Here is a 20,203-nt window from a genome sequence, read left to right as displayed (position 1 = left end):
TTAAGGTATCCGGGTCTTCTTTCCAACCACGGGCTAATTCTTGCACCGCCGCACGTCGCACATCCGAATTGTCATCGGTTTGCGCCCGTTGTTTGAGCCAAGGTAAGGTATCCGGGTCTTCTTTCCAACCACGGGCTAATTCTTGCACCGCCGCACGTCGCACATCCGAATTGTCATCGGTTTGCGCCCGTTGTTTGAGCCAAGGTAAGGTATCCGGGTCTTCTTTCCAAGTTGTGGCGACAGATGAGACGGCTTGCGTGCGAATTTCCGTAACCAATTTTGCCTCATCTCCATAGAAAGCGTAATCATAAGGAAGGTCATACTGAGTTAAGTCCTTCAGATCATTGAGGAGTTGGTCAGTTGTTGCTGCAATCGATGAGCGATTCCTCACTTCTGAAAGGCACTTATCTGCTAAAAATAGATTGATAAACTTTTCATTTTCGCCCTTTTGCGCCATCAGATAATCTAAAATTTTACCTGCAAAGCTCGTATTAATCATCCCCGCAATCAGCCGCAGCACTTCATGCCAAGACTCATCCTGCCAGTGCTTACCAAAAACCTCCGTTTTGAGTTCTTCAAGCGTCAAACCCCCTTCAAGTCCCCGTTTCCCAAACCGCTCAACAAATTCGCAGGCACAGAAGTATTCTAAAAACGTCCGATGCACAAAAGCATAGTAATCTGCACCCAAGAAACACAAAATAAAGTTACGGTGTCGCAGTTGCTCAATCAGTAATCTAGCAACAGTTCTCGCTTGCTCAACTTCTATAGTTTTCAGATAATCAGTCAAAATCTTTTCTAAATCATCTGCACTAATCAAGTTGCCAGCCAAACCTTTTTCACTAGCTTGCATGTGGTAGGCAACCTGACGCAACATCGCCTGCTTATCTTGATAGTCAATCGTTACCGAATCTATCCTCGGATTTTCTAGCAATTTCTGCTCCACATCCCATTGATGCAGCAGTAACCGCGAGGCTTGGTTGTAGAGTTCTGGTCTATCTCTTGGCAATTCTTGATTGCGGTTTAAAATCGCCATCATTGTCAGCAGGAGAGGATTTCCCGCCAGTTCCCCAATCGCTGAAGAAGTCTCAATTGCCCTTTGCAGTCGCTCCCGCTTTCTAACTTTATCTGCTTCATCAGTGAAAGTTAATTCATGCCATCGGTTGATAAAGTCCTTAATTTGACCTGGCTCTAAATCTTGCAGCATGAAGTGACGAAACTGGGCATCTCGCAGACGTTGCGATTTATAGCCAATAATGCGAGAAGTGACAATTACCCGCGCCTTCGGATAATCATTGGTGAAGCGATGGATATCAGTAATTACCTCCTCCCGTTTCGCTGGATCGAACACTTCATCCAACCCATCAAACATCACCGAAACCTTACCATCTTTTAGCAGTTCGTGAAGTTCATGCTGATTGAGGCGACAGACAATTCCACAGCCCTTGTGAAAGAATTCTAGAAAATCCTTGCACTCTCCAGAGTCCCGATTGCGAATGTAAGTCCGCAATTCAATCAGCAACGGAATCGGCTGTTCTATAACAGTATTGAGAGGCGTTCTTGCCCAATTCAAAGCGATGTATTGCAACAACGTAGACTTCCCAGAACCGGGATCGCCCAAAATTACAACACAAGGATAACTTTGAGAGTCATTAACAATATCTAAAACTGAGCAAATAGGCTGTTGATAATAAACCTGTTTGTATCGTTCCCACTCCTCTGGGTTAACGTCTGCTTGGAGTTGGTTACTTTCCCTCAGCCGTTTTTGGTGTTCTTTAGGAATTTCGTAAACTTGGGGTAAATATTCCTGGCATTCTCGCACATTTTGTGCTAGAAAAATTTGCCATACCTTGAGTTTTTCTCGATAGTCGTAAACACTCGTATCTAAACTATCTAAATTAAGATTCCCGTATCGCTCTTGCAGCCCTTCCTGATACCGCTTTAAGTCAAATTCCGGAGAAATTCCAGCCAATTCTTTAGTGCTTTGCTGAATTGCTTCCAAATTTTGAGAGTCCAGTATAGTGCGTAATTCGTCTGATTCGCGGATGATGGCTTTAACCTTATTGAGATAAAGCTTACCAATCCGTCCCCAATCAAAATCTTCTGGTAAAGACAACAAATCAAGGCGATACCAAATTTTAGATAATTCTTTAGTATCTATAGCTTGACAGTCATATTGAAAAGCACTGCCCAGTATTTTTTTAACTGAGGCATCGTTAATAAATTTGTTTAACGATTTAGTATATTGTTTCAGTTGTTCCTCAGAAAGGTCAGCGCTTTCTAGTTCCTGCTGCACCAATTGCAAAAATTCCTTCAGAGCTTTACCCGCTGCCTTTTGCAGAGTATCTTTCTGGAATAATCCCGTAAAATCCTTGATGCTGTCTTTGAAAAAATCTTTGACGTAATCCTCTAAAACTCCTCTTGCTAAAGGAGCCAGCACCTCTGTAAACACAAATCCGGCGACAGTATAAACTCCCCAGACCAGTAACCAATCCATCATAATACTCGTACCTACTGAATTCCGTAGACTACGAGTATAGCGAGTATGTTGGCGCGATCGCTTTGAGCGTGCGAGTCTCGAAAGAGCGATCGCTACCACCAATTAGTATGGAGTTAATATCAGATAATTTTGATGCTGAGAGGTTTTTTATGAAAGAAAGCACCATTAACAAGCAAGCGAACATCTCTGTTGAGTCCCCCTTATGGGAAGAACTTGCCGATGAAGCAGCCGCTACCTGCGTCGGAGGAAGTGCGCTGACGGATCTTTTCGGCGAATTAGATGATGCGATCGCATCATCGCCTTTTTCAGAGGAAGGTAGCCAGTTTGTTGAGGAAAATAGCGGGACTATTCAAGACATCTTCCAAGGTTGGATCAATTATATTGACCTGATCGATAACCTTGGCTGATTAAGAGGAACTGTATCGGAAAATTTTTTAACGCAGAGTAACGCCAAGGAAATCACTCTCGGTACGCAAAGAGCTTTTCTTTTGCGTACCGAGAGCGTTTAACCCAGAAACTCGCGGGGATCAGTGACATATCCAGTCAACGCCGAAGCCGCAGCCGTATAAGGCGAAGCCAGATAAATCCCCGCCTCTTTATTCCCCATCCGACCGGGGAAATTGCGGTTAGTCGTAGAAACGCAAATTTCCGGCTCATTCATCCGCCCGAAAGTATCCTTGGGGCCACCTAAACAAGCGGCGCAGGAAGGTGCAGCAGGCTCAATGCAACCAGCCGCCAAGAAAATCTCAGACAGGGTTTGTCCTTCGTACTTCTGCGCGAACAAGTCTTCGTAGACTTTCTGCGTTGCCGGTACTAGATAAGTAGGAACCTTCACCTGCTGTCCCTTAAGAATGCGGGCTGCGTACATAAAATCTGAGGTTTTGCCGCCAGTGCAGGAACCGATATAAACTCGGTCAATCTTGACATCCCGGCATTCCCGCGCCAAAGCACGATTATCTGGAGAATGGGGCTTAGCGACTACCGGCTCTAACTTGGAGACATCATAATGCCGATCTGAGTAGAAACGAGCATCAGCATCCGTATAAACTGGCTCGAAAGGCTTGTCAGTCCGGGCGCGGACGTACTCAAACGTCGTCTCATCTGGGGCGACAGTGCCATTTTTACCACCCGCCTCAATCGCCATATTACACAGCGTCATCCGGTCTTCCATCGAAAGACCGTCGATGGTACTACCGGCAAATTCCAGCGCCCGATAGGTGGCTCCAGCAACACCAATATCTCCAATGATTTGCAAGATTAGGTCTTTCGCCAACAGGTAATTCGGCATCTCGCCATCAAAGACAAAGCGCATCGTCGCCGGGACTTTAATCAGCAGCTTGCCGGTGCCCATAATGAAACCAGCGTCCGTGTTGCCGATGCCGGTGGCGAACTGACCAAAAGCGCCCGCGTTGCAGGTGTGGGAATCGGTACCAAACAGCACTTCCCCAGGACGGGTGTGACCTTCTTGTGCTAGGGCAATGTGGCAAACACCTTTGTAATCGGGATTGGCTTTAAAGTCGGCTCGGTCGGTGATGTCGTAGAAATATTTAATGTCTTGCTCTTTGGCAAAGTCGCGCAGAATATCAACGTTGCGGTTAGCGCGTTCGTCGGCAGTAAAAATGTAATGGTCTGGAATCAAAACAATCTTTTCTTTGTCCCAGACTTTGGCATCTGCGCCAAATTCGCGCTTGAATACTCCGATTGTACCGGGGCCACAAACGTCATGGGTCATTAACAAATCAACGTTAACCCAAATATTTTCCGTCGGTTCGACAACAGACCGACCGGAGGCACGAGCCAAGATTTTTTCGGTGAGGGTCATCCCCATAGCTATTTTCCTCTTTCCTTGCAAAGACGCGATCGCTTTTATTTGATAATGCCTATTTTCTCCAGCACTCTGTCATTCTATAACAATGTATTTCAGACAACTAATACTAATGATAGATGTGGGCTGGATGCCTGAAGTGTTTTGCTCTCGCCAGTTCCACCGATTTTAACCACTAAAATTTATCAGGTTAGCCGCAGACCAGAAACAATTAAGTTTAAGAATCCTCTTGGATGTTGAAACTGTAACAATTTTAGGTGTAACCTACATCCCTAATTAGATTAGCGCCAAGGAACAAAGTCAATTACTGAAACTTATTTAGCAACAAACCCGCTCGACAAAATTAAAAAGAAGGGTATAACCTTATAGAGATAAATATGAATACTAAAAACGCTCGTGGATTCATCAATTTACTTTAGAGACATAAATATTAATTAATAATTTTTCTAGGTCGCTAGTAAGGAATAATGGGTAATTAGTACAAGTAAAAACTTTTCAGTTCTAGAGACGCGATAAATCGTGTCTTAATTTTGAATTCAAGAACTCTCTTCAACTCAAAACTCTCATTACCCATTACCCATTACCCATTACCACTTCAACAGATTAAACTGCTCCATGTCCACCGTCTCGCGGTTGCGATATATCGACAGCACAATCGCCAGACCCACAGCAGCTTCAGCGGCTGCAACAGTAATTACAAAGACGGCAAAAACCTGACCTTTAATTTCTTGAGGATCGAGGAAATTGGAAAAACCCATTAAATTCAGGTTTACAGAATTCAGCAGCAATTCAATCGACATCAGCACGCGAACAGCATTACGGCTGGTAATCAAGCCATAGATGCCGATGCAGAAGAGGGCAGCGGCTAACAGTAGAAAATACTGAAGTTGCAGGTGCATGAGTTTTCTGGGTTTCTATGTGTTGGTATCTATGGGGAGTTTAGTGCTTTCGGTGCCGACCGTCAAAAGTTCGCGGGGACGTTCTGGCAACGTTAAAGCGGTTGGTTGAGTTAGCTGAGGTGTAATTTCTCCTGGAATGTACTCACGACGCGCCAGAATAATTGCGCCCACCATTGCCATTAACAACAACACAGAGGCCAACTCAAAGGGTAACAAAAAGTCACTGAAGAAATGCAGACCAATCTGCACAATGCTACTTTCAACGGGAGTGGTCAAGATAGCTAAAGTCCAGGGAGTTCTGATTACCATCGTACCCAGAAGCGCAAATAAACCGATACAAACCAGAGCAGTAGACCCCTGGCGAATCCAGCGATTGCGAATGGGTGCAAAATCCTCCCGCTTGTTTACCAGCATGATGGCAAACAAAATCAGGACGTTAACAGCTCCAACATAAATGAGAACCTGCGCTGCCGCTACAAAGTCTGCATTGAGAAGAAGATACAGCCCAGCGATGCTGATAAAAACTCCGCCCAGTAAGAAGGCTGAGTAGACAATATTAGAAAACAGCACCACCCCTAAAGCTGAGCCAATCATCATCAGCGACAGCAGGCCAAACGAAACAATCTGAACGCCTTCAGCTAGATTCATTTTTGTCCTTTGTCAGTAGTCAGTAGTTCATTAGTCATTAGTCATTAATCATTAGTTTTTTGCGAGTGACTAATGACGAATGACTAATAACTTTTATTTTTCCGTTTGTTCCAGAATTTCCTCTGGAAGCTGACCAGCGCCACGCGAACCTTCTGGCAGGTCGTGCGGGTCCATGACGCCCTTGGGTAGGTAGACAAGTTCGCGCAGCGGCGTCACCATTGGGTCTTGCGTGACCTTGTACGGCAGGCGACCCAGTGCCACGTTGTCATAATTCAATTCATGACGGTCGTAGGTGCTAAGCTCGTACTCTTCGGTCATCGACAGGCAATTGGTTGGGCAGTATTCCACGCAGTTGCCGCAAAAGATACAAACTCCGAAGTCGATGCTGTAGTGCTTGAGCAGTTTCTTTTTGCTTGCTTTGTCAAACTCCCAATCCACTACTGGTAGGTTGATGGGACAAACCCGCACGCAGACTTCACAGGAAATGCACTTATCAAATTCAAAGTGAATTCGACCCCGGAAGCGCTCGGAGGGAATGAGTTTTTCGTAGGGGTACTGGACTGTAATCGGACGCCGCCGCATATGGTCAAAGGTTACAGACAATCCTTGACCAATATATCGAGCCGCTTGGACGGTTTCTTTGGCGTAATCGCCAACTTGTTTGAGGAACTTGAGCATTGTTCTGTGTCTCTCTCTTATTAGAGAATCGGTTATTGGTGATTGTAGAAAAAGGTAATTTTTCCCACGATTTATTACCCATTACCGATTACCAATTACCCGCCAAAAGCAACGGGAAATGCTAATTTTAGTGCTGCGGTCAGTAGCAGGTTGACTAAAGACACTGGGAGCAGAAACTTCCACCCTAGATCGAGTAGTTGGTCAATGCGAACCCGTGGTACAGTCCAGCGCAGCAGAACAGCGATGAAAACTAGGAAGTAGGCTTTGAGGAGGGTCATGGTGATCCCCAGTGCTGCATCAATCACCTGCAACCAGGGACTGGTTTCATTGACTCCTAGCCAGCTGCCTAACATTGAGATGGGAATGGGAAATTCCCATCCGCCTAGATACAAGATGGCAACTAGCAGGGCGGAGAGGACGAGGTTGACGTAGGAGCCGATGTAAAATAGACCGAATTTCATCCCGGCGTATTCGGTCTGATAACCGGCAACCAGTTCTTCTTCGGCTTCTGGCAGGTCAAAGGGGAGTCGTTCGCATTCTGCCAAAGCGGCAATCCAAAAGATGAGGAACCCCACGGGTTGCCGCCAGACGTTCCAGCTGAGGATGCCGTAGCTGGATTGCTGTTCTACGATGTCGATAGTGCTAAGACTGTTGGACATCATCGCGATCGCAAGTACCGAAAGCGCTAGGGGAATTTCGTAACTAATCGACTGCGCTGCCGCCCTTAAACCCCCTAGTAGGGAATACTTGTTGTTTGAAGAATAGCCGGACATCAGCAAGCCAATCGGCTGAATGCTGGAGAGGGCAATCCACAAAAAGACGCCGATTCCGACGTTAGAGATTACCAGGTTTTGCCCAAACGGCACGATCAGGAAGGACAAAAACACTGGGATGACGACGATGATTGGGCCTAGCGTGAATAGCAAGCTGTCGGTCTTGGCTGGGACAATATCTTCTTTAAAAACCAGCTTCAGACCATCGGCGACTGGCTGCAAAACACCCAGTGGCCCTGCGAATTCTGGTCCGATTCGCTGCTGAGCCGCAGCAGAAATCTTCCGCTCCAGCCAGACGACCACCAGCACCCCTACGGTAGCACCAATAATCATCAGAAACATCGGCAGCGGCATCCAAATGGCTTTGGCGGCACCTGCTGGGATGCCCAGATCCCTGAGGGATTGGATAAAAGTTCCTTGTAGGTCAATACCTGGGTTCATGTTTCCCGAACGAAGTAATTACTAGGACAATTCGAGACAAGATGTATCGAATCAATCTATCTGTTCTTTTGTGAAGATTTTTTTCAGCTCCACTGCCTAGTATATCGTTGGAGCGCGTCCAGCCCAGCGCAGCAAATGAGAAATTCTACTTATCCTTAAGTTAAAGTTTTCTGTGGTGAGGAAGAGGGAGGTGCGATCGCGCGTTGCGCTGACTTGTCAGTTCGCTCAGTTGTGGCGTGTGAAAGTGTGATCGCGTTGCACAGAAAAAGTCAGTTCGCCTGTGTAATTATGACTGATGCTCCTCGAACCAGACGGCTAAATCGCTTGCTGCGGTGAAATCCAACAGCGCCTCCCCCAATTCCTCTAATTGAGCGATGGGTAACGCTTGAATCCGCTCTTGCATCTGTGGGTCAACTGCACCCAGACGCCGCGCCAGCAGACGCATAATGAGTGATAGTGCCTCCTCTTTCTTGCCTTCTTGCTTTCCTTGTTGCACTCCCTTTCGGATGATGGCTTGATAGGTTACTGATTCCTGCATAATTTCCTCCCTCAAAAGTTGGCGAATTAAACTCTCGTCAAAGAAAAAGTCAGTTCGCGCGAAGCGCAGAAAAAGTCAGTTCGCTCACTTGTGGCGTGTGAAAGTGCGATATCGAAGCGCAGAAAAAGTCAGTTCGCGCGTTGCACAGAAAAAGTCAGTTCGCCTGTGTAATTATGACTGATGCTCCTCGAACCAGACGGCTAAATCCGTTGGTGCGGTAAAATCCAACAGCGCCTCCCCCAATTCCTCTAATTGAGCGATGGGTAACGCTTGAATCCGCTCTTGCATCTGTTGGTCAACTGCACCCAGACGCCGCGCCAGCTGACGCATAATGAGTGATAGTGCCTCCTCTTTCTTGCCTTCTTGCTTTCCTTGTTGCACCCCCTTTCGGATGATGGCTTGATAGGTTACTGATTCCTGCATAATTTCCTCCCTCAAAAGTTGGCGAATTAAATTTTCGTCAAAGCGCAAACCAGCCAGCACCTCGATACAAGCTGCAACATTCCCCCGCTGCTCTGGTTCCTCAATCATATCGAGCTGGGCAACTACTTGCTCCAGTAGGGTTTGGGGTGAGTCGCTTCTAGCTAGCGCAGCTAGTGGTAAGAGAGCGATATTTCCCAGAAAAAAGGCGGGATCTTGCTCCCACATTCGGATGACTCGGTATCGGTGCTGGGTGTTGGTGTCGGTGAACTGGTTGGTAAAGACGGCTTCTGAAGTGGTGGATTTTAGAAAGATCGCAACTTGCTCAATGGGACAGCGATACTGTCGATACAGTCGTACCCAGTAATCCAGCATTCTAAATGGCAGTGGGGGATCGGATGCTGGCAGGGTTTGGAATTCGATGTGCAAGATCCGATTGCCAGTTTGCAGCAGGGTGAGGGAATCGGCGCGAATCGGTTCTGTACTGAGTTCGGTTTTAAGTACCTGAATATCAGTAGGCTCAGCTTCGAGTAGCCATAACACAAACTCGGCTGGGTACTGTTCTGCCAGATATTTGCAAATATTGTCGGTAGCCAATGGTAAGCGGGTGTTGAGATTCTTTGCTTACTTTACTGGGGAAAGGTGAATCAAAGCGATCGCGCAAAAACTTCTGAGAAATAGCGATTTATCGTCTAGCGCTGGGAATACTTAAATAGAAGGTTATTTTCTATCGCTCCTCACCTCTATTCGTTATGACTCAGACGAATCTTCTGGAACTCGCTCGCGCAGGAGATGTGAGGGCGATCGCATCCCTAATTAACCACCAACTGCAACCCAAAGGCATCACAGCGAAAGCTACCCTTAAGGATGATTGCCTACAAATCATGCTGGAATCAGCTCAAGTGCCGAATCAGCAAGCCCTCGTCACATTCATTCGTAAATGGATAACTCAATTGGGGGTTGAGTGTATCAAGAGAGTCAAGGTTTATGGGCGTCTGACAGGTGATGAATTTCCATCTTGGAGTCAAGACTTTGAGGCTACGAGCGTGGGGAATAACGCTCAATCGGAAACCAGTATTCCTAGCACAAAAAATTCCGTTTCCGAAAATTCAAAAACTTCAACAAATCAGGATAATTTAAAAATTATAGCTTCTCCCAGGATTCAATTTCAAAGTAAAACTTCCTGTCCTCGCACTTACTTGGTTCCATCCATTTTAGTCACCCTATTTGCCTGCATTCCTGCTGGATTAGTTGGTATTTCTTTTGCTAGCCAAGTTAAAAGTAAATATCAGCAAGGTGATTATGACAGTGCTTTATCTGCATCTAAGAAGGCAAAAATATCGTGCATTATAGGAGTAAGTATCGGGGGTTTTATCTTTGTTACAGCCTTTGTTCATGGATTCCGACAGGGATTCCAAAAATCTATTCAGAGACAAGTGGCAACAAGACAGCAATCAATAGCTCCATATGTACCCCCAGCAGTAATATCTCACCCATCAGAATATCTGCCTCCAATTGAAACATATCTAGAAACAAATCCAGTACATAATGCCTTGTCTCAACTTGATGGTCATGCTTATCTAATGGGGGCTGACAATGTATTCCTTGGAATTATTTCTAGTGATAGGATTAATGAAAAATCTATTTGCAATCAAGTTGGTGAGTTTGGAAGTCGTGTCACCTCTAAAAGTGTTTGGAATCGAGTTGGCGATTATGGAAGCCGTATTTCCGATACAAGTGCTTATAAAACTAATACCAATCAGCCACCTATAATCGTAAATGAAAATAATGAAATTATAGGATTTTTAACTGTGAATACAAGAATTAAAGGTGCAGTTGATCCTGATTTTCTTCATGCCGCTATGTGTCAGCAATAACAGGCTAGCGTTGACAACCAGGAATACTAAAACTTATATAATTGTGTTTTGGTGAAAAAAGAGCGCTCCCTCTTAACCTCAGTTTTTGCAAAAAGCGATCGCTTCCTCCTTTCCCCCTATTTTTAGGATAATTGATCGCTCCTCCCATCTACGCTACAGAAAAAACGCGATCGCTCGTCAGACTTTGACTATGTTGTGGTGCAGTAAATGAGCCAGAATTGGAACTCCGGCGATCCCTTGACGAGGGCACAGGATGCCGAAATAGATCCTCGCAAATTCGAGGAATATTCGATGAATCCGAATAATCCTGCTAATCAGAGAAAGTGGATGGCATTTGCGGCAATTGGATACGATGTGGAAAGTGCTGAGAGTCGTAATGCTGCTGCACAAGATGTCATCAACCAACTGCGTCAAGTTCTTGCCAATGTACCAGCAACCCAAGGTCAAACTAGCATCTATGGTCTTCGTTTTCAGGTACGGGTAAGGATTCAGGGGTTAAATGGCAGGGAAGGAACCCTTGTCACCAACTGGCAGATTGACAATGGCAAAGATGTTCCTAGGCTAATCACAAACTGGCTCGAAGTAGACCAATGATAGGAAAATGACGATGAAAGCTAAACTATACGATCGGATAGAAACATTAGTGGAAGTTCAAGCAGACTTCGGCAACCGAGTTATTCCCAGAAGTACACTGGGAACAGTAGTGGAATGCTATGAAAATCCCGAAGGTTATGCCGTGGATATTGCCATTCCTAATGAAAGTTTGGTTGGAGGCTTTGAATACGAAAACGTTATTCTTAGTCCTGAACAATTTGCTCTCTTGGATACCGCCTCGAAAAAGGTCGATGTTAGCACTAGGTAATAGTTTCGGCTGGTAAGGAAGGTTTTTACAATGTTAGCGATCGCTTCCTGCGTTTTCCCCTATTTTTACGAAAAGCGATCGCTTCCTCATACAATTTTTGTCAGAAGCGATCGCATTTTTTCGGGTTCTAGACAACTATCGCTGTTCTATAGGAATGTAGCTAGCTTCGCGGGAACCCGTATAAATTTGAGTCGGACGATAGATGCGGTTTTCTCCTAACTGTTCCTTCCAGTGAGCCAGCCAACCAGCAACACGAGCGATCGCAAACACGGGTGTAAACAAATCTGTAGGAATGCCCATCTTTCGGTAAACTAGACCCGAATAGAAATCTACGTTTGAGTAAATTCCTTTTTCGCCTAATTTTTCCTCTACCGCCCGTTCCAACTCCACAGCGATGTCGTAATACTTATCGTGACCAAATTTCTCAAACAGTTTTTCTGCCAAGTTTTGTAGAATGGTCGCTCGCGGGTCTTTCACTTTGTAGACGCGATGACCAAAGCCCATAATTTTCGCTTTGCGCTGTAAGGCATCCTTTAGCCACGCACCGACATTTTCCACCGAGCCAATTTCTTCTAACATGGTGATGACTTCTTCATTCGCCCCTCCATGTAGTGGTCCTGCCAAAGTTCCCACAGCTGAGGCAATTACTGCGTATGGGTCGGTCAGGGTTGAAGCCGTCACCCGTGCCGAGAAGGTGGAGGCGTTCATCGTATGTTCTGCATGAAGTGTCAAGCAGACATCTAAAATCTGCGCGGCGAGGGGGTCGGGTTCCCGCTCGTTCAGCATATACAAGAAGTTCGCAGAATAGTCTAAGTCATCGCGGGGTCGCACGGGGTCGTTGCCTTTCCGCATCAGTTGGAACGCTGCCACCATTGTGGGAATCTTTGCTAGGAGGCGCACCACCGCTTCCCGAATGTAAGCGGGGTTATCTAAAGCGCGACGGGAGTAAAACAGACCCAAAGCAGCGGCAGAAGCTTGCAGCGCATCCATTGGATGCCCGGTTTCCGGAAAACACTTCATCATGTCCCGGATGCGATATTTGATCCGCCGATGATAGCGAATTTCACCTTCAAAGGCCTCAAGTTCTTCCTTAGTTGGGAGTGTACCCCAAATTAATAAATACGACGTTTCTAGGAAGGTACTCTTTTCTGCGAGGTCTTCGATGCGAATGCCGCGATATTCCAGTATTCCCTGTTTTCCATCGACATAGCTGATACTGGATTGGGCAGCGGGAATGCCTTCTAAACCTGGTTTATACTCGCAGACAGTCATGTTGCTACGGATTGGGTGAGGGGAACACTACTCAAGTTACCTTACCAGAAACTGCTTTTGCAGTCGCCCGTATTACCAGAATTTTTGTACGAGTGTCATAACAGCCACTTGGGAGAGGTGAGTAAAAACATCTGGCTATGACCCACGGGCGATCGCGCTGACGGTAAGGTTAATCCAATCATGCCTGCTTTTTTCAGGATTAAAGCTTCTTGAGTAGCGTCCCACACCAAAATTTCTGCCCAATTGCCTAAGTTTGGCTGATGTCCCACAAGGGCTAACTTCATACCGCCCCCAAGCTGCCATGCTTCTAACCAACTTAGCCAAGTTTTAATGTCACCAGCGGGAGCAAGGCAGCTTGATTCTTCCAAATGGGGGCACAAACCTGCGGCGACAAGAATTTCGGCGGTTTGGCGTGCCCTCACTAAGGGACTGGTTAGGATCAGGTCGAAGCGCAGACCGATTTCATCGAGTCGTTTTGCCACTTTAGCGGTTTTTTTGTGTCCCTCACGGGTAAGCGATCGCTCCTCGTCATTAGCGTCCTCAGATGCCTCAGCGGCGATTCCGTGGCGAATCAGATAAAGTTCCATTGGTTAATTTCTCATTGAAGAATGGAAGAGTAGCAATTTCCATTCTTCCATTCTTCTTCTACTCACCATGAAGCAGATGGTCTTTTGGGTTGACCAACCGAAGCAGATTTTGCTTGATTTGGGTGTCAAAAACTTCCCATTTCATCTTGGCGTACTCGGAATTTTCATTGAAACCGCCCAAGAATCCCATCGGAATTTCAAAGCCGCCTGCTGAGAGTCGTCCGCCGCCAAAAAAGCGTCCGTGACTGTCTTGACCAAAGGCTTCTTTGATAAACTCGTCCGGGTCGAGAGTCAGCTTGCTGGTTCTCAGGGAGCCAATCACGACTTCTAGTTCTTCGTCTTCGTCGTGGACAATACCGTAGACGACAGCAGTGTGGACGTTTTCTTCTGTTACTAGAAAGTCTGCCGCTTGGGGGATGGCATCTCGGTCTTCATAGCGAAGATAACCAACACCGGCGATGGAGAAGTTATTTTGCACAGTGCGGTTAGTAAGCGATCGCTCGATTACATCCATCACCCGTTTTGAGCGATACGCCTGCAAGATTGCATTCAGCAGCTGAGCATCATAAAAACGGCTGAGATACCCCGCCGCCTGAAAATCCTCTTCCTGAGCTTGCATCAGCCGGTTCGTGTCTGACCTCAGACCATGCATTAATGCTGTGGCACATTTTACGTGTTCGCCAACACTGCTATCCAGCTTCAGTAACCCTGCTTGGAGGTACTGGGTTAAAATCGTCGCCGTGGCTCGTGTGGAAGGGCGAATATCCGTAAATTCAGCATTAAGTTCCGTCTGTATGCTGTGATGGTCAATCACAACCGTAATCGGGATTCCTGCCTTTTGCACCCAAGGCAGTAATTGACAGGTGGTGCCCTGGTTATCAATCAGAACACAGCCCTGATACACAGACAAGTCCTTCTCCTTCTCCTTCAGGCACTGGACGCCCAAGCGTTTTGCTGGTAAACCTGTGAGTTTAACCAGGGCAATATTTTCTTGGTGGCTGAGGGTGCCTGCGTACACAATTTCGCATTGGATGTTGTACTGCTTGGCAATCAGTTGATACGCCCAAGCACCCGAAAGAGCATCCGGATCGGGGAAATCTTGGAGAATTACCAGATGGCGATCGCCCCGATGACGCTCTAAAGTCTGTCGTAGCGATTCCACGATTCTTTCCAATGGTGGTTCGCTCGACGCTCTTGCTGAATAATTACCAGATCCATTCACTGTCTGTGTGGGAGTCGTCTCTGTTTGTGTTTGTTGAATTTCAACCACAGATTCCGAATCCGACTTGGTGTCTAAAGGCTTTGACTCGGCGGCGATTGGAGAACCATTCAGAGGCTTAAGCAAATTAGATGGCATATTATGGATAATGCAGGTGTGCAAGGCTATAAAATTAGTATTTCAGTTGCTGCAACGGTCTCTCTCCTCACGCTTCCTGCCAAATATTTGACAGTCAGTCAATCCCCCACAGGGAATAAAAAAGTGCAGTATAGAAACCCTTGTAAATGCCGCGAAAGTTCTCCTCTTTACTGCGAAAACAGGTTTCCGCCAGATGCCGTGATTACGCTTGTCTTGATCTTGTCTTGATATAGACCTACCTATTCATCGATCTTGACAAAAAAACTGGCAAACGACACTCCCCCTGTGGTCGCGTTTTCCGGTCTTGACCTTTTACCGTTGCGCTCTTGCTCAATGATTTGCTACCGATTGGCGATGAGGGCTTGAGGAAGGGTGCAATGTTCCTCAGCCCCTAGTCGTAGGGGCACTACCCGTACTTGCCAGTCCCTTCACCAGCCAAATTTTAAAAACCCCCCGCAGTCGATCTCAATGCAGGGGGCTAAAGGCCAATCACATATTTTTTCCACTCCTGATGCGTACCACTTTTGAGGTGTTTCGCAACTTCAAAGTGCAGACTACTGTAAGGCTTGCGGGGCGGCTGCCGCAAAATCATGTTAGCTTCTTTAGGGGTACGGCTGCCTTTGTTGACATTGCAGCGCACGCAAGCGGTGACAATGTTTTCCCACGTATCGCCGCCGCGACGAGAGCGGGGAATTACATGATCGAGCGTTAAATCGTCCCCGGTATAACCGCAATATTGACAAGAATGACTATCGCGGTGGAGGATATTTCGACGAGTCAGGGGAATTTCCTTGTAAGGAACCCGGACATAGTAGCGCAGCCGAATTACCGTCGGAAGTGGAAAATCTGAGTAGACGTATTTGCCGTTGTGTTCAACCCGCTCTGCTTTCCCTTTGATCAACAAGACAGCCGCCCGCCGCCAGCTGGTGATGTTGAGCGGTTCATAAGAGGCGTTTAACACCAGAACCTTGCCCATAGGGTGATTGAGATATAGAGAAGATTTTTTCAGATGGTAACACAGTTAACCCAAACGCTGTCAGGATCGAGAGATAGAGAGGGGGCACAGGAGCAGAGGAGCAGGGAAAAATTCCTGTTTTCATTCACTCCCCACTCCCCACTCCCCACTCCCCACTCCTCATTCCTCACTCCCCACTCCTCTCTTTTCAGTCCTCAGTCCTCAGTCCTCAGTCCTCTCTCCTCTCTTTTCAGTCCTCAGTCCTCAGTCCTCTCTCCTCTCTCCTCTCTCCTCTCTCCTCTCTCCTCTCTCCTCAACACTGGCAAACCACTCAGTTTTGACTTTGCCGATGAGAAGATAAGTTGTCATCTCTCCTTTGCCTTTGATGTGGATGACACCCCGCTCTTTAAATAGAAACCGATTTTGTAGTAGCTTGTAGGTGGAGTCGGTGACTTGAATGTGCCCTGGAAGACCGTGGGATTCCATCCGAGAAGCGGTATTCACCGTGTCACCCCACAAATCGTAGATAAATTTCTTGATGCCAATGACGCCAGCGACGACGGAACCTGTGTTGATGCCAATGCGGATGCTGAAAGATTCACCCGTTTTGTCGTTTAAGTTAGCGATCGCTTGTTGCATATCGAGTGCCATTTGGGCGATCGCTTCTGCATGATCCTCTCTGGGTATGGGCAGTCCTCCCACGACCATATAAGCATCGCCAATTGTCTTTATCTTCTCCAACCCATGTTTTTCCGCTAGGTGATCGAAGGCGGAGAATATCTTGTTGAGCAGATTCACCAGTTCTTTTGGAGGCTTATAAGCCGAAAGCTCTGTAAAGTTAACAATGTCGGCAAACAGCACCGTTACTTCTGCAAAGCTATCAGCAATTGTGTTTTGCTCCAGTTTCAACCGCTTGGCGATCGATTCGGGTAAGACATTGAGCAGCAGACGCTCAGATTGTTCCTGTTGATAGCGCAGAGCTTCTGCCGCTACTTTACGATACGTGATGTCTACAACAGTTCCTTCGTAATAGAGCAGCGCACCCTTGGCGTCATACACAGCACGCGCATTCTCCGAAATCCAAATTACGGTGCCGTCTTTGCGATAAACCTGAGATTCAAAGTCCGTGATGATGTTGTGTTTCTGCACTAGGCTGATAAATTCGTCTCGACGATTCGGTTCGACGTAAAGTTGTCGCTGCATATCGGCGATCTTTGCTATCAGTTCCTCTGGGGAAGAGTAGCCATAGATGCGGGCAAGAGACGGATTAGCGCTGAGGTAACGTCCTTCAGGTGTTGTCTGAAAGATCCCATTAACGACATTTTCATAAATGTTGCGATATTTCTCTTCCGCTTGCCGCAAAGCTTTCTCAGCTCCTTCTCGCTTTTTTAGATTGCGGGCAAATGCCACAAAAACATAAATTCCTGTTGCCAGTACAATAAGTGCAAAAGCTTCAATGAAAATCTTTTTCCTAGCCAGTTTATCGATGCGTATTTGTAATAATTTATCTAAACTTGGAAAAACACTATCATAAAGTTTAAATTGAGCATCAATGGCTTGCATACCTGCTGCAAAATAGTCGGTTTCTTTAATATTAAGGCTCGGAGCGGTGATGATTTTTTGATTTAATATCTCTATAAATACAGTAGCTATCGCAAAGCTTTCTTGAGCAGATGGTTTTAATTGAGGTTGCAAGTTGGGATTTTCATGAAAGGCGACTTGCATTCCTCTGTTGACTTGATCTATTGGCAATTTGATTAAGCTGGATAGAACGATTAAGTGTGCTTTTTCCTCTGAATTGATTTGTTTTCGTTCCAGTATATTTGTACCCAAGTCTCTTGCTATAGCCGTATTTTCAATTGCTGGAGGAAGTTTCGTTATTACCGTATCCATTAGATAATAACTGTCAAGTTCAGGATCGAGTATCAGGTTGGAAGTATCGCCTACGTGGGCAATCAGGGCAAGAATATCTGCAATCAGCGCTGTGTGGAAATCGAAGCTTTCTTGAGAGCTAAGGGTAGGTGATTGTTTCTTTAGCTCCTGCCACTTTCTCTTTAGCATCTTCCAGCCTTCGGTTGTTTTGAGGATGTTTCCCATCTGACCCTCGACAGCATCAATTGCCTTGAGATCCTCTTCTATTTGAGACTGAATGGCTGTAATTTTTGTTGAAAAAAATATATCACCGCTGAATCGAGAATTTGCTTGGGCGCGATGCTGTACGACATCTTCTAATAGCTCTATTAAGGGAAAACTATAGTCAAGACCTAACTGTTCTTTCTGTGCAAAATCAATTCCTACTTTAATTTCAGCTAGGAGTTGATACACAACCACCGCAAAGGGAAGAAGTAAAATGAGAAATAAGCTGGGTAAACAAAGTTTACTTTTGAGTCTACGAAAATGCTTCTTCAACATTACGGTTTCCATTAAATTTTCCTCAGTATTACTATAAGCGTGACTTGCTCCTTAAATAAATTTTTATTTTAAGGTAACAAATAAATTTAAAAACATAAAAAGTAACAACTGTATAAACAGATTTTTCAAGTGCCCTCTTATAACATTTTGCTTTGACGTTGCATGAAATTAGATGAGCAATGCCTACCCTCCACACTTTTGGGGCACTCTGTTCAGATAGTACGGTTTCTAGGGGTAAGGAGATTGGTAGTTCTATGGTCATTGCCTTTAACATGGATGATACCCCGCTCCTTAAACAGATGAAATAGCATACTAGTCAGCACTCACCCGCTTCTTGATGTGGCTGGGAACTCTTGTACTGGCGGCAATCGTGCTAAAAATCGCGCTGTATACAAACCTACTACCCGCATGAATGTGACCCCTACGTGACAGGCGTCACATTCATACGGTATCCAGCCTCACTAAGTCGTGAGGCGACTGTCATACGCTATCAAGGTTTTCAATCACCAAATCCTCCAGAGAAAAAGTTTACATTTAGAATAAAGAATTCTCGATAGCGCAATGCAAGTTCAAGTGACCAGTAAGCACTCAAGAGTTCTCAAGACTCCCCAACTCAGGGATGTCTTACCAGATACTCATCAGATTGAACCACTCACTAATTCAAACAAGCTGGTGCAGAATATTCCGGAAGCTCAGGAAATAATTTGTCGATTTTTTTTGGACATTGTTAAGCAATGGACACCTGATTTAGTTTTATATGAGTTTAAAACTTTATTTATTAATCCGGGCAAAGCGCGTGACTCAGCACACCTACAAGCACTCAAAAGAATTCTTATTTCTAAAAATGAGGAAGACTTTAAAAATACATTAAAGCGTTCTTGTTATATTCTTCTCAATAACTGGATATTGGCTCGGCACTACCAGGCTTTACAAGATTTAATTCAATTAATTTCTAATTCTGCTGACGGTAATGGCATCTCATCTCCGGCTGTAAAATGTCTAAAGACTTGGCTGGCAGATTTTGTTAATAGCCAAGACTATGAAGAACTCAAGCTATTTGTTTCTAAATATGAAAATCGAGAGCAAGACCATTGGAAGAGCCGTTATGCTTCCTATTTGTTAGCCCCCCAGTATGTTAATAATAAAAATTCAGAAGAACAGCGCCAAGCTGCTAAAGGATTATCGAAGCAGTTAAAAGACCAGTTTAAGTTTGAGCTGGCAATGTACACAGCCCATTCTGAATCTACTGGATTTAACAATAAGAAAAACCAAAATCCTACGGCTTTGGGCGATCAAGCGCTCCGTTTAATTAAAAAAGTTATCGCCAAACGCGGTATGTTCAGCTATGAAAACATTGCGAATATTTTCCTAAAACAAACCAAACAACTGAAGTACAAGTATTTTAAGCAAGGCTTACTAAAATATTTATTTTATTCGACGGGAAACAAAGGTGAGGTAGAGAATTTACAAACTGATTTATGGAAAGTTTTAGAATTCCTCTATAAAGATGCTGATGAAGAAGAGGTCAATAGCCTGCTGCTGATTAAAACCTGTAAACGGGTGATTGAATGTTTAACAATCAAGAATAATGGCGAACCTTCTTCACTGTTTGTTTCATTAGCTTCTGAAGGAAAATCGGTTACTCTAGCAATCCTCCTGCTGAAGATTATTCTAATTTGTCCTCCGACTCGGACGCATTTAGAAGTTTGTCTTGCTAAATTAATTCAATACTATGAAGAATATTCGCAAGAAGAATGTTCTTGGGTAATTAATTTTTTGGAGGTGATAAGAATTACTTTAACGATTTATACGGAAAATGTTCAATTCGATTTAGTGAATATGGAAGAGGATAGTCTCTCCCCGTCGCCTAGTGTTGATGGGAATGCTTATCGAGTTTTTTCTCGGAAGTATGGGAAATAACCGGAAAATTGGCAGTGACTTTAGAGGGCTACCTGTTTAAAGCGGGACGGTGAAACTTAACTACATCATTGAGTCAGGGGAAGACAGCGGATGCCTGGAGTTAGCGTCGGGTTCCTTAGTGGGACTTAAACAAATTTTAACCCCAAACAAAGCCCAAACTAGCTTTATAAGCAAAGAATACGTTCTGATTGTGGTTCAACCACTCAATAAAACGAAAAGACATCGCTGTACGAAACGCCTCT

Annotated in this window: 18 protein-coding genes; 5 read left to right on the top strand and 13 right to left on the bottom strand. The window is 45.3% G+C overall.

The window, feature by feature from the left end:
* Positions 1-2,497 (bottom strand): NACHT domain-containing protein (locus ACFW2W_RS06930; protein ID WP_378175152.1); only part of this gene is annotated, 2,497 nt, incomplete at its 3' end.
* A 149-nt stretch (positions 2,498-2,646) separates the two neighbouring features.
* Between ACFW2W_RS06930 and ACFW2W_RS06925 the strand changes: the two genes are divergently transcribed.
* Positions 2,647-2,904 (top strand): hypothetical protein, encoded by a 258-nt coding sequence (locus ACFW2W_RS06925; RefSeq protein WP_378175149.1) that lies wholly within the window; start codon positions 2,647-2,649, stop codon positions 2,902-2,904.
* Between the two features lie 98 nt (positions 2,905-3,002).
* On the opposite strand, the gene ACFW2W_RS06920 is transcribed toward ACFW2W_RS06925, so the two are convergent.
* The 7 genes from ACFW2W_RS06920 to ACFW2W_RS06890 all read right to left on the bottom strand — a co-directional run bounded on the left by ACFW2W_RS06920 (position 3,003) and on the right by ACFW2W_RS06890 (position 9,316).
* Positions 3,003-4,325 carry an aconitase/3-isopropylmalate dehydratase large subunit family protein gene (locus ACFW2W_RS06920; RefSeq protein WP_378175146.1) on the bottom strand — a complete coding sequence of 441 codons (1,323 nt, stop codon included), beginning with the start codon at positions 4,323-4,325 and terminating at the stop codon, positions 3,003-3,005.
* A 584-nt stretch (positions 4,326-4,909) separates the two neighbouring features.
* Positions 4,910-5,221 carry a photosynthetic/respiratory NAD(P)H-quinone oxidoreductase subunit E gene (gene nuoK, locus ACFW2W_RS06915; RefSeq protein ID WP_378175143.1) on the bottom strand — a complete coding sequence of 104 codons (312 nt, stop codon included), beginning with the start codon at positions 5,219-5,221 and terminating at the stop codon, positions 4,910-4,912.
* A gap of 15 nt (positions 5,222-5,236) precedes the next feature.
* Positions 5,237-5,869 carry an NADH-quinone oxidoreductase subunit J gene (locus ACFW2W_RS06910; RefSeq protein ID WP_378175141.1) on the bottom strand — a complete coding sequence of 211 codons (633 nt, stop codon included), beginning with the start codon at positions 5,867-5,869 and terminating at the stop codon, positions 5,237-5,239.
* Positions 5,870-5,962: 93 nt separating this feature from the next.
* On the bottom strand, positions 5,963-6,547 hold the full coding sequence (gene ndhI / locus ACFW2W_RS06905; protein ID WP_378175138.1) for a photosynthetic/respiratory NAD(P)H-quinone oxidoreductase subunit I: 585 nt from the start codon (positions 6,545-6,547) through the stop codon (positions 5,963-5,965).
* A 95-nt stretch (positions 6,548-6,642) separates the two neighbouring features.
* The gene (gene nuoH, locus ACFW2W_RS06900) at positions 6,643-7,761 is read right to left on the bottom strand and encodes an NADH-quinone oxidoreductase subunit NuoH (protein WP_378175135.1); all 1,119 of its coding nucleotides are present in this window, start codon (positions 7,759-7,761) and stop codon (positions 6,643-6,645) included.
* A gap of 286 nt (positions 7,762-8,047) precedes the next feature.
* Positions 8,048-8,299, bottom strand: coding sequence for a DUF4351 domain-containing protein (locus ACFW2W_RS06895; RefSeq protein WP_378175132.1), 252 nt, complete (start codon positions 8,297-8,299; stop codon positions 8,048-8,050).
* A gap of 171 nt (positions 8,300-8,470) precedes the next feature.
* The gene (locus tag ACFW2W_RS06890) at positions 8,471-9,316 is read right to left on the bottom strand and encodes an Rpn family recombination-promoting nuclease/putative transposase (protein ID WP_378175129.1); all 846 of its coding nucleotides are present in this window, start codon (positions 9,314-9,316) and stop codon (positions 8,471-8,473) included.
* A gap of 155 nt (positions 9,317-9,471) precedes the next feature.
* On the opposite strand from ACFW2W_RS06890, the gene ACFW2W_RS06885 reads away from it, so the two are divergent.
* The 3 genes from ACFW2W_RS06885 to ACFW2W_RS06875 all read left to right on the top strand — a co-directional run bounded on the left by ACFW2W_RS06885 (position 9,472) and on the right by ACFW2W_RS06875 (position 11,458).
* Positions 9,472-10,596, top strand: coding sequence for a CD225/dispanin family protein (locus ACFW2W_RS06885; protein ID WP_378175127.1), 1,125 nt, complete (start codon positions 9,472-9,474; stop codon positions 10,594-10,596).
* 207 nt (positions 10,597-10,803) lie between these two features.
* Positions 10,804-11,190 (top strand): DUF6883 domain-containing protein, encoded by a 387-nt coding sequence (locus tag ACFW2W_RS06880; RefSeq protein ID WP_378175124.1) that lies wholly within the window; start codon positions 10,804-10,806, stop codon positions 11,188-11,190.
* 13 nt (positions 11,191-11,203) lie between these two features.
* On the top strand, positions 11,204-11,458 hold the full coding sequence (locus tag ACFW2W_RS06875) for a hypothetical protein (protein ID WP_378175121.1): 255 nt from the start codon (positions 11,204-11,206) through the stop codon (positions 11,456-11,458).
* A 135-nt stretch (positions 11,459-11,593) separates the two neighbouring features.
* Here ACFW2W_RS06875 and ACFW2W_RS06870 read toward each other — a convergent pair whose 3' ends face one another.
* From ACFW2W_RS06870 to ACFW2W_RS06850, 5 genes are all read right to left on the bottom strand, one after another.
* Positions 11,594-12,730 carry a citrate synthase gene (locus ACFW2W_RS06870; RefSeq protein WP_378175118.1) on the bottom strand — a complete coding sequence of 379 codons (1,137 nt, stop codon included), beginning with the start codon at positions 12,728-12,730 and terminating at the stop codon, positions 11,594-11,596.
* A gap of 95 nt (positions 12,731-12,825) precedes the next feature.
* The gene (gene sixA, locus ACFW2W_RS06865) at positions 12,826-13,317 is read right to left on the bottom strand and encodes a phosphohistidine phosphatase SixA (RefSeq protein ID WP_378175115.1); all 492 of its coding nucleotides are present in this window, start codon (positions 13,315-13,317) and stop codon (positions 12,826-12,828) included.
* A gap of 58 nt (positions 13,318-13,375) precedes the next feature.
* Positions 13,376-14,674, bottom strand: coding sequence for a bifunctional oligoribonuclease/PAP phosphatase NrnA (locus ACFW2W_RS06860; protein WP_378175113.1), 1,299 nt, complete (start codon positions 14,672-14,674; stop codon positions 13,376-13,378).
* A gap of 478 nt (positions 14,675-15,152) precedes the next feature.
* A complete protein-coding gene (locus ACFW2W_RS06855; RefSeq protein WP_378175110.1) occupies positions 15,153-15,650 on the bottom strand; it encodes an HNH endonuclease in 498 nt (165 codons plus the stop codon).
* Between the two features lie 243 nt (positions 15,651-15,893).
* Complete coding sequence (locus ACFW2W_RS06850) at positions 15,894-18,053, bottom strand: adenylate/guanylate cyclase domain-containing protein (protein ID WP_378175107.1); 2,160 nt, start codon at positions 18,051-18,053, stop codon at positions 15,894-15,896.
* A 549-nt stretch (positions 18,054-18,602) separates the two neighbouring features.
* Between ACFW2W_RS06850 and ACFW2W_RS06845 the strand changes: the two genes are divergently transcribed.
* Positions 18,603-19,961: a hypothetical protein gene (locus ACFW2W_RS06845; RefSeq protein WP_378175104.1), complete on the top strand. Its 1,359-nt coding sequence runs from the start codon at positions 18,603-18,605 to the stop codon at positions 19,959-19,961.
* Positions 19,962-20,203 lie beyond the last annotated feature (242 nt).

This window comes from Coleofasciculus sp. H7-2 (assembly GCF_042747725.1).
Lineage (GTDB): Bacteria > Cyanobacteriota > Cyanobacteriia > Cyanobacteriales > FACHB-T130 > FACHB-T130.
The sequence above is the reverse complement of the archived record's forward strand: the minus strand, read 5'-3'. Positions and strand labels throughout refer to the sequence as shown.

Coding starts and splice junctions, on each gene's coding strand:
- ndhI (WP_378175138.1), bottom strand. CDS start 6,547: ATGCTCAAGTTCCTCAAACAAGTTGGCGATTACGCCAAAGAAACCGTC.
- ACFW2W_RS06870 (WP_378175118.1), bottom strand. CDS start 12,730: ATGACTGTCTGCGAGTATAAACCAGGTTTAGAAGGCATTCCCGCTGCC.
- ACFW2W_RS06850 (WP_378175107.1), bottom strand. CDS start 18,053: ATGGAAACCGTAATGTTGAAGAAGCATTTTCGTAGACTCAAAAGTAAA.
- ACFW2W_RS06910 (WP_378175141.1), bottom strand. CDS start 5,869: ATGAATCTAGCTGAAGGCGTTCAGATTGTTTCGTTTGGCCTGCTGTCG.
- ACFW2W_RS06920 (WP_378175146.1), bottom strand. CDS start 4,325: ATGGGGATGACCCTCACCGAAAAAATCTTGGCTCGTGCCTCCGGTCGG.
- ACFW2W_RS06860 (WP_378175113.1), bottom strand. CDS start 14,674: ATGCCATCTAATTTGCTTAAGCCTCTGAATGGTTCTCCAATCGCCGCC.
- ACFW2W_RS06875 (WP_378175121.1), top strand. CDS start 11,204: ATGAAAGCTAAACTATACGATCGGATAGAAACATTAGTGGAAGTTCAA.
- nuoK (WP_378175143.1), bottom strand. CDS start 5,221: ATGCACCTGCAACTTCAGTATTTTCTACTGTTAGCCGCTGCCCTCTTC.
- ACFW2W_RS06845 (WP_378175104.1), top strand. CDS start 18,603: ATGCAAGTTCAAGTGACCAGTAAGCACTCAAGAGTTCTCAAGACTCCC.
- ACFW2W_RS06885 (WP_378175127.1), top strand. CDS start 9,472: ATGACTCAGACGAATCTTCTGGAACTCGCTCGCGCAGGAGATGTGAGG.
- ACFW2W_RS06855 (WP_378175110.1), bottom strand. CDS start 15,650: ATGGGCAAGGTTCTGGTGTTAAACGCCTCTTATGAACCGCTCAACATC.
- nuoH (WP_378175135.1), bottom strand. CDS start 7,761: ATGAACCCAGGTATTGACCTACAAGGAACTTTTATCCAATCCCTCAGG.
- ACFW2W_RS06895 (WP_378175132.1), bottom strand. CDS start 8,299: ATGCAGGAATCAGTAACCTATCAAGCCATCATCCGAAAGGGAGTGCAA.
- ACFW2W_RS06880 (WP_378175124.1), top strand. CDS start 10,804: ATGAGCCAGAATTGGAACTCCGGCGATCCCTTGACGAGGGCACAGGAT.
- ACFW2W_RS06925 (WP_378175149.1), top strand. CDS start 2,647: ATGAAAGAAAGCACCATTAACAAGCAAGCGAACATCTCTGTTGAGTCC.
- sixA (WP_378175115.1), bottom strand. CDS start 13,317: ATGGAACTTTATCTGATTCGCCACGGAATCGCCGCTGAGGCATCTGAG.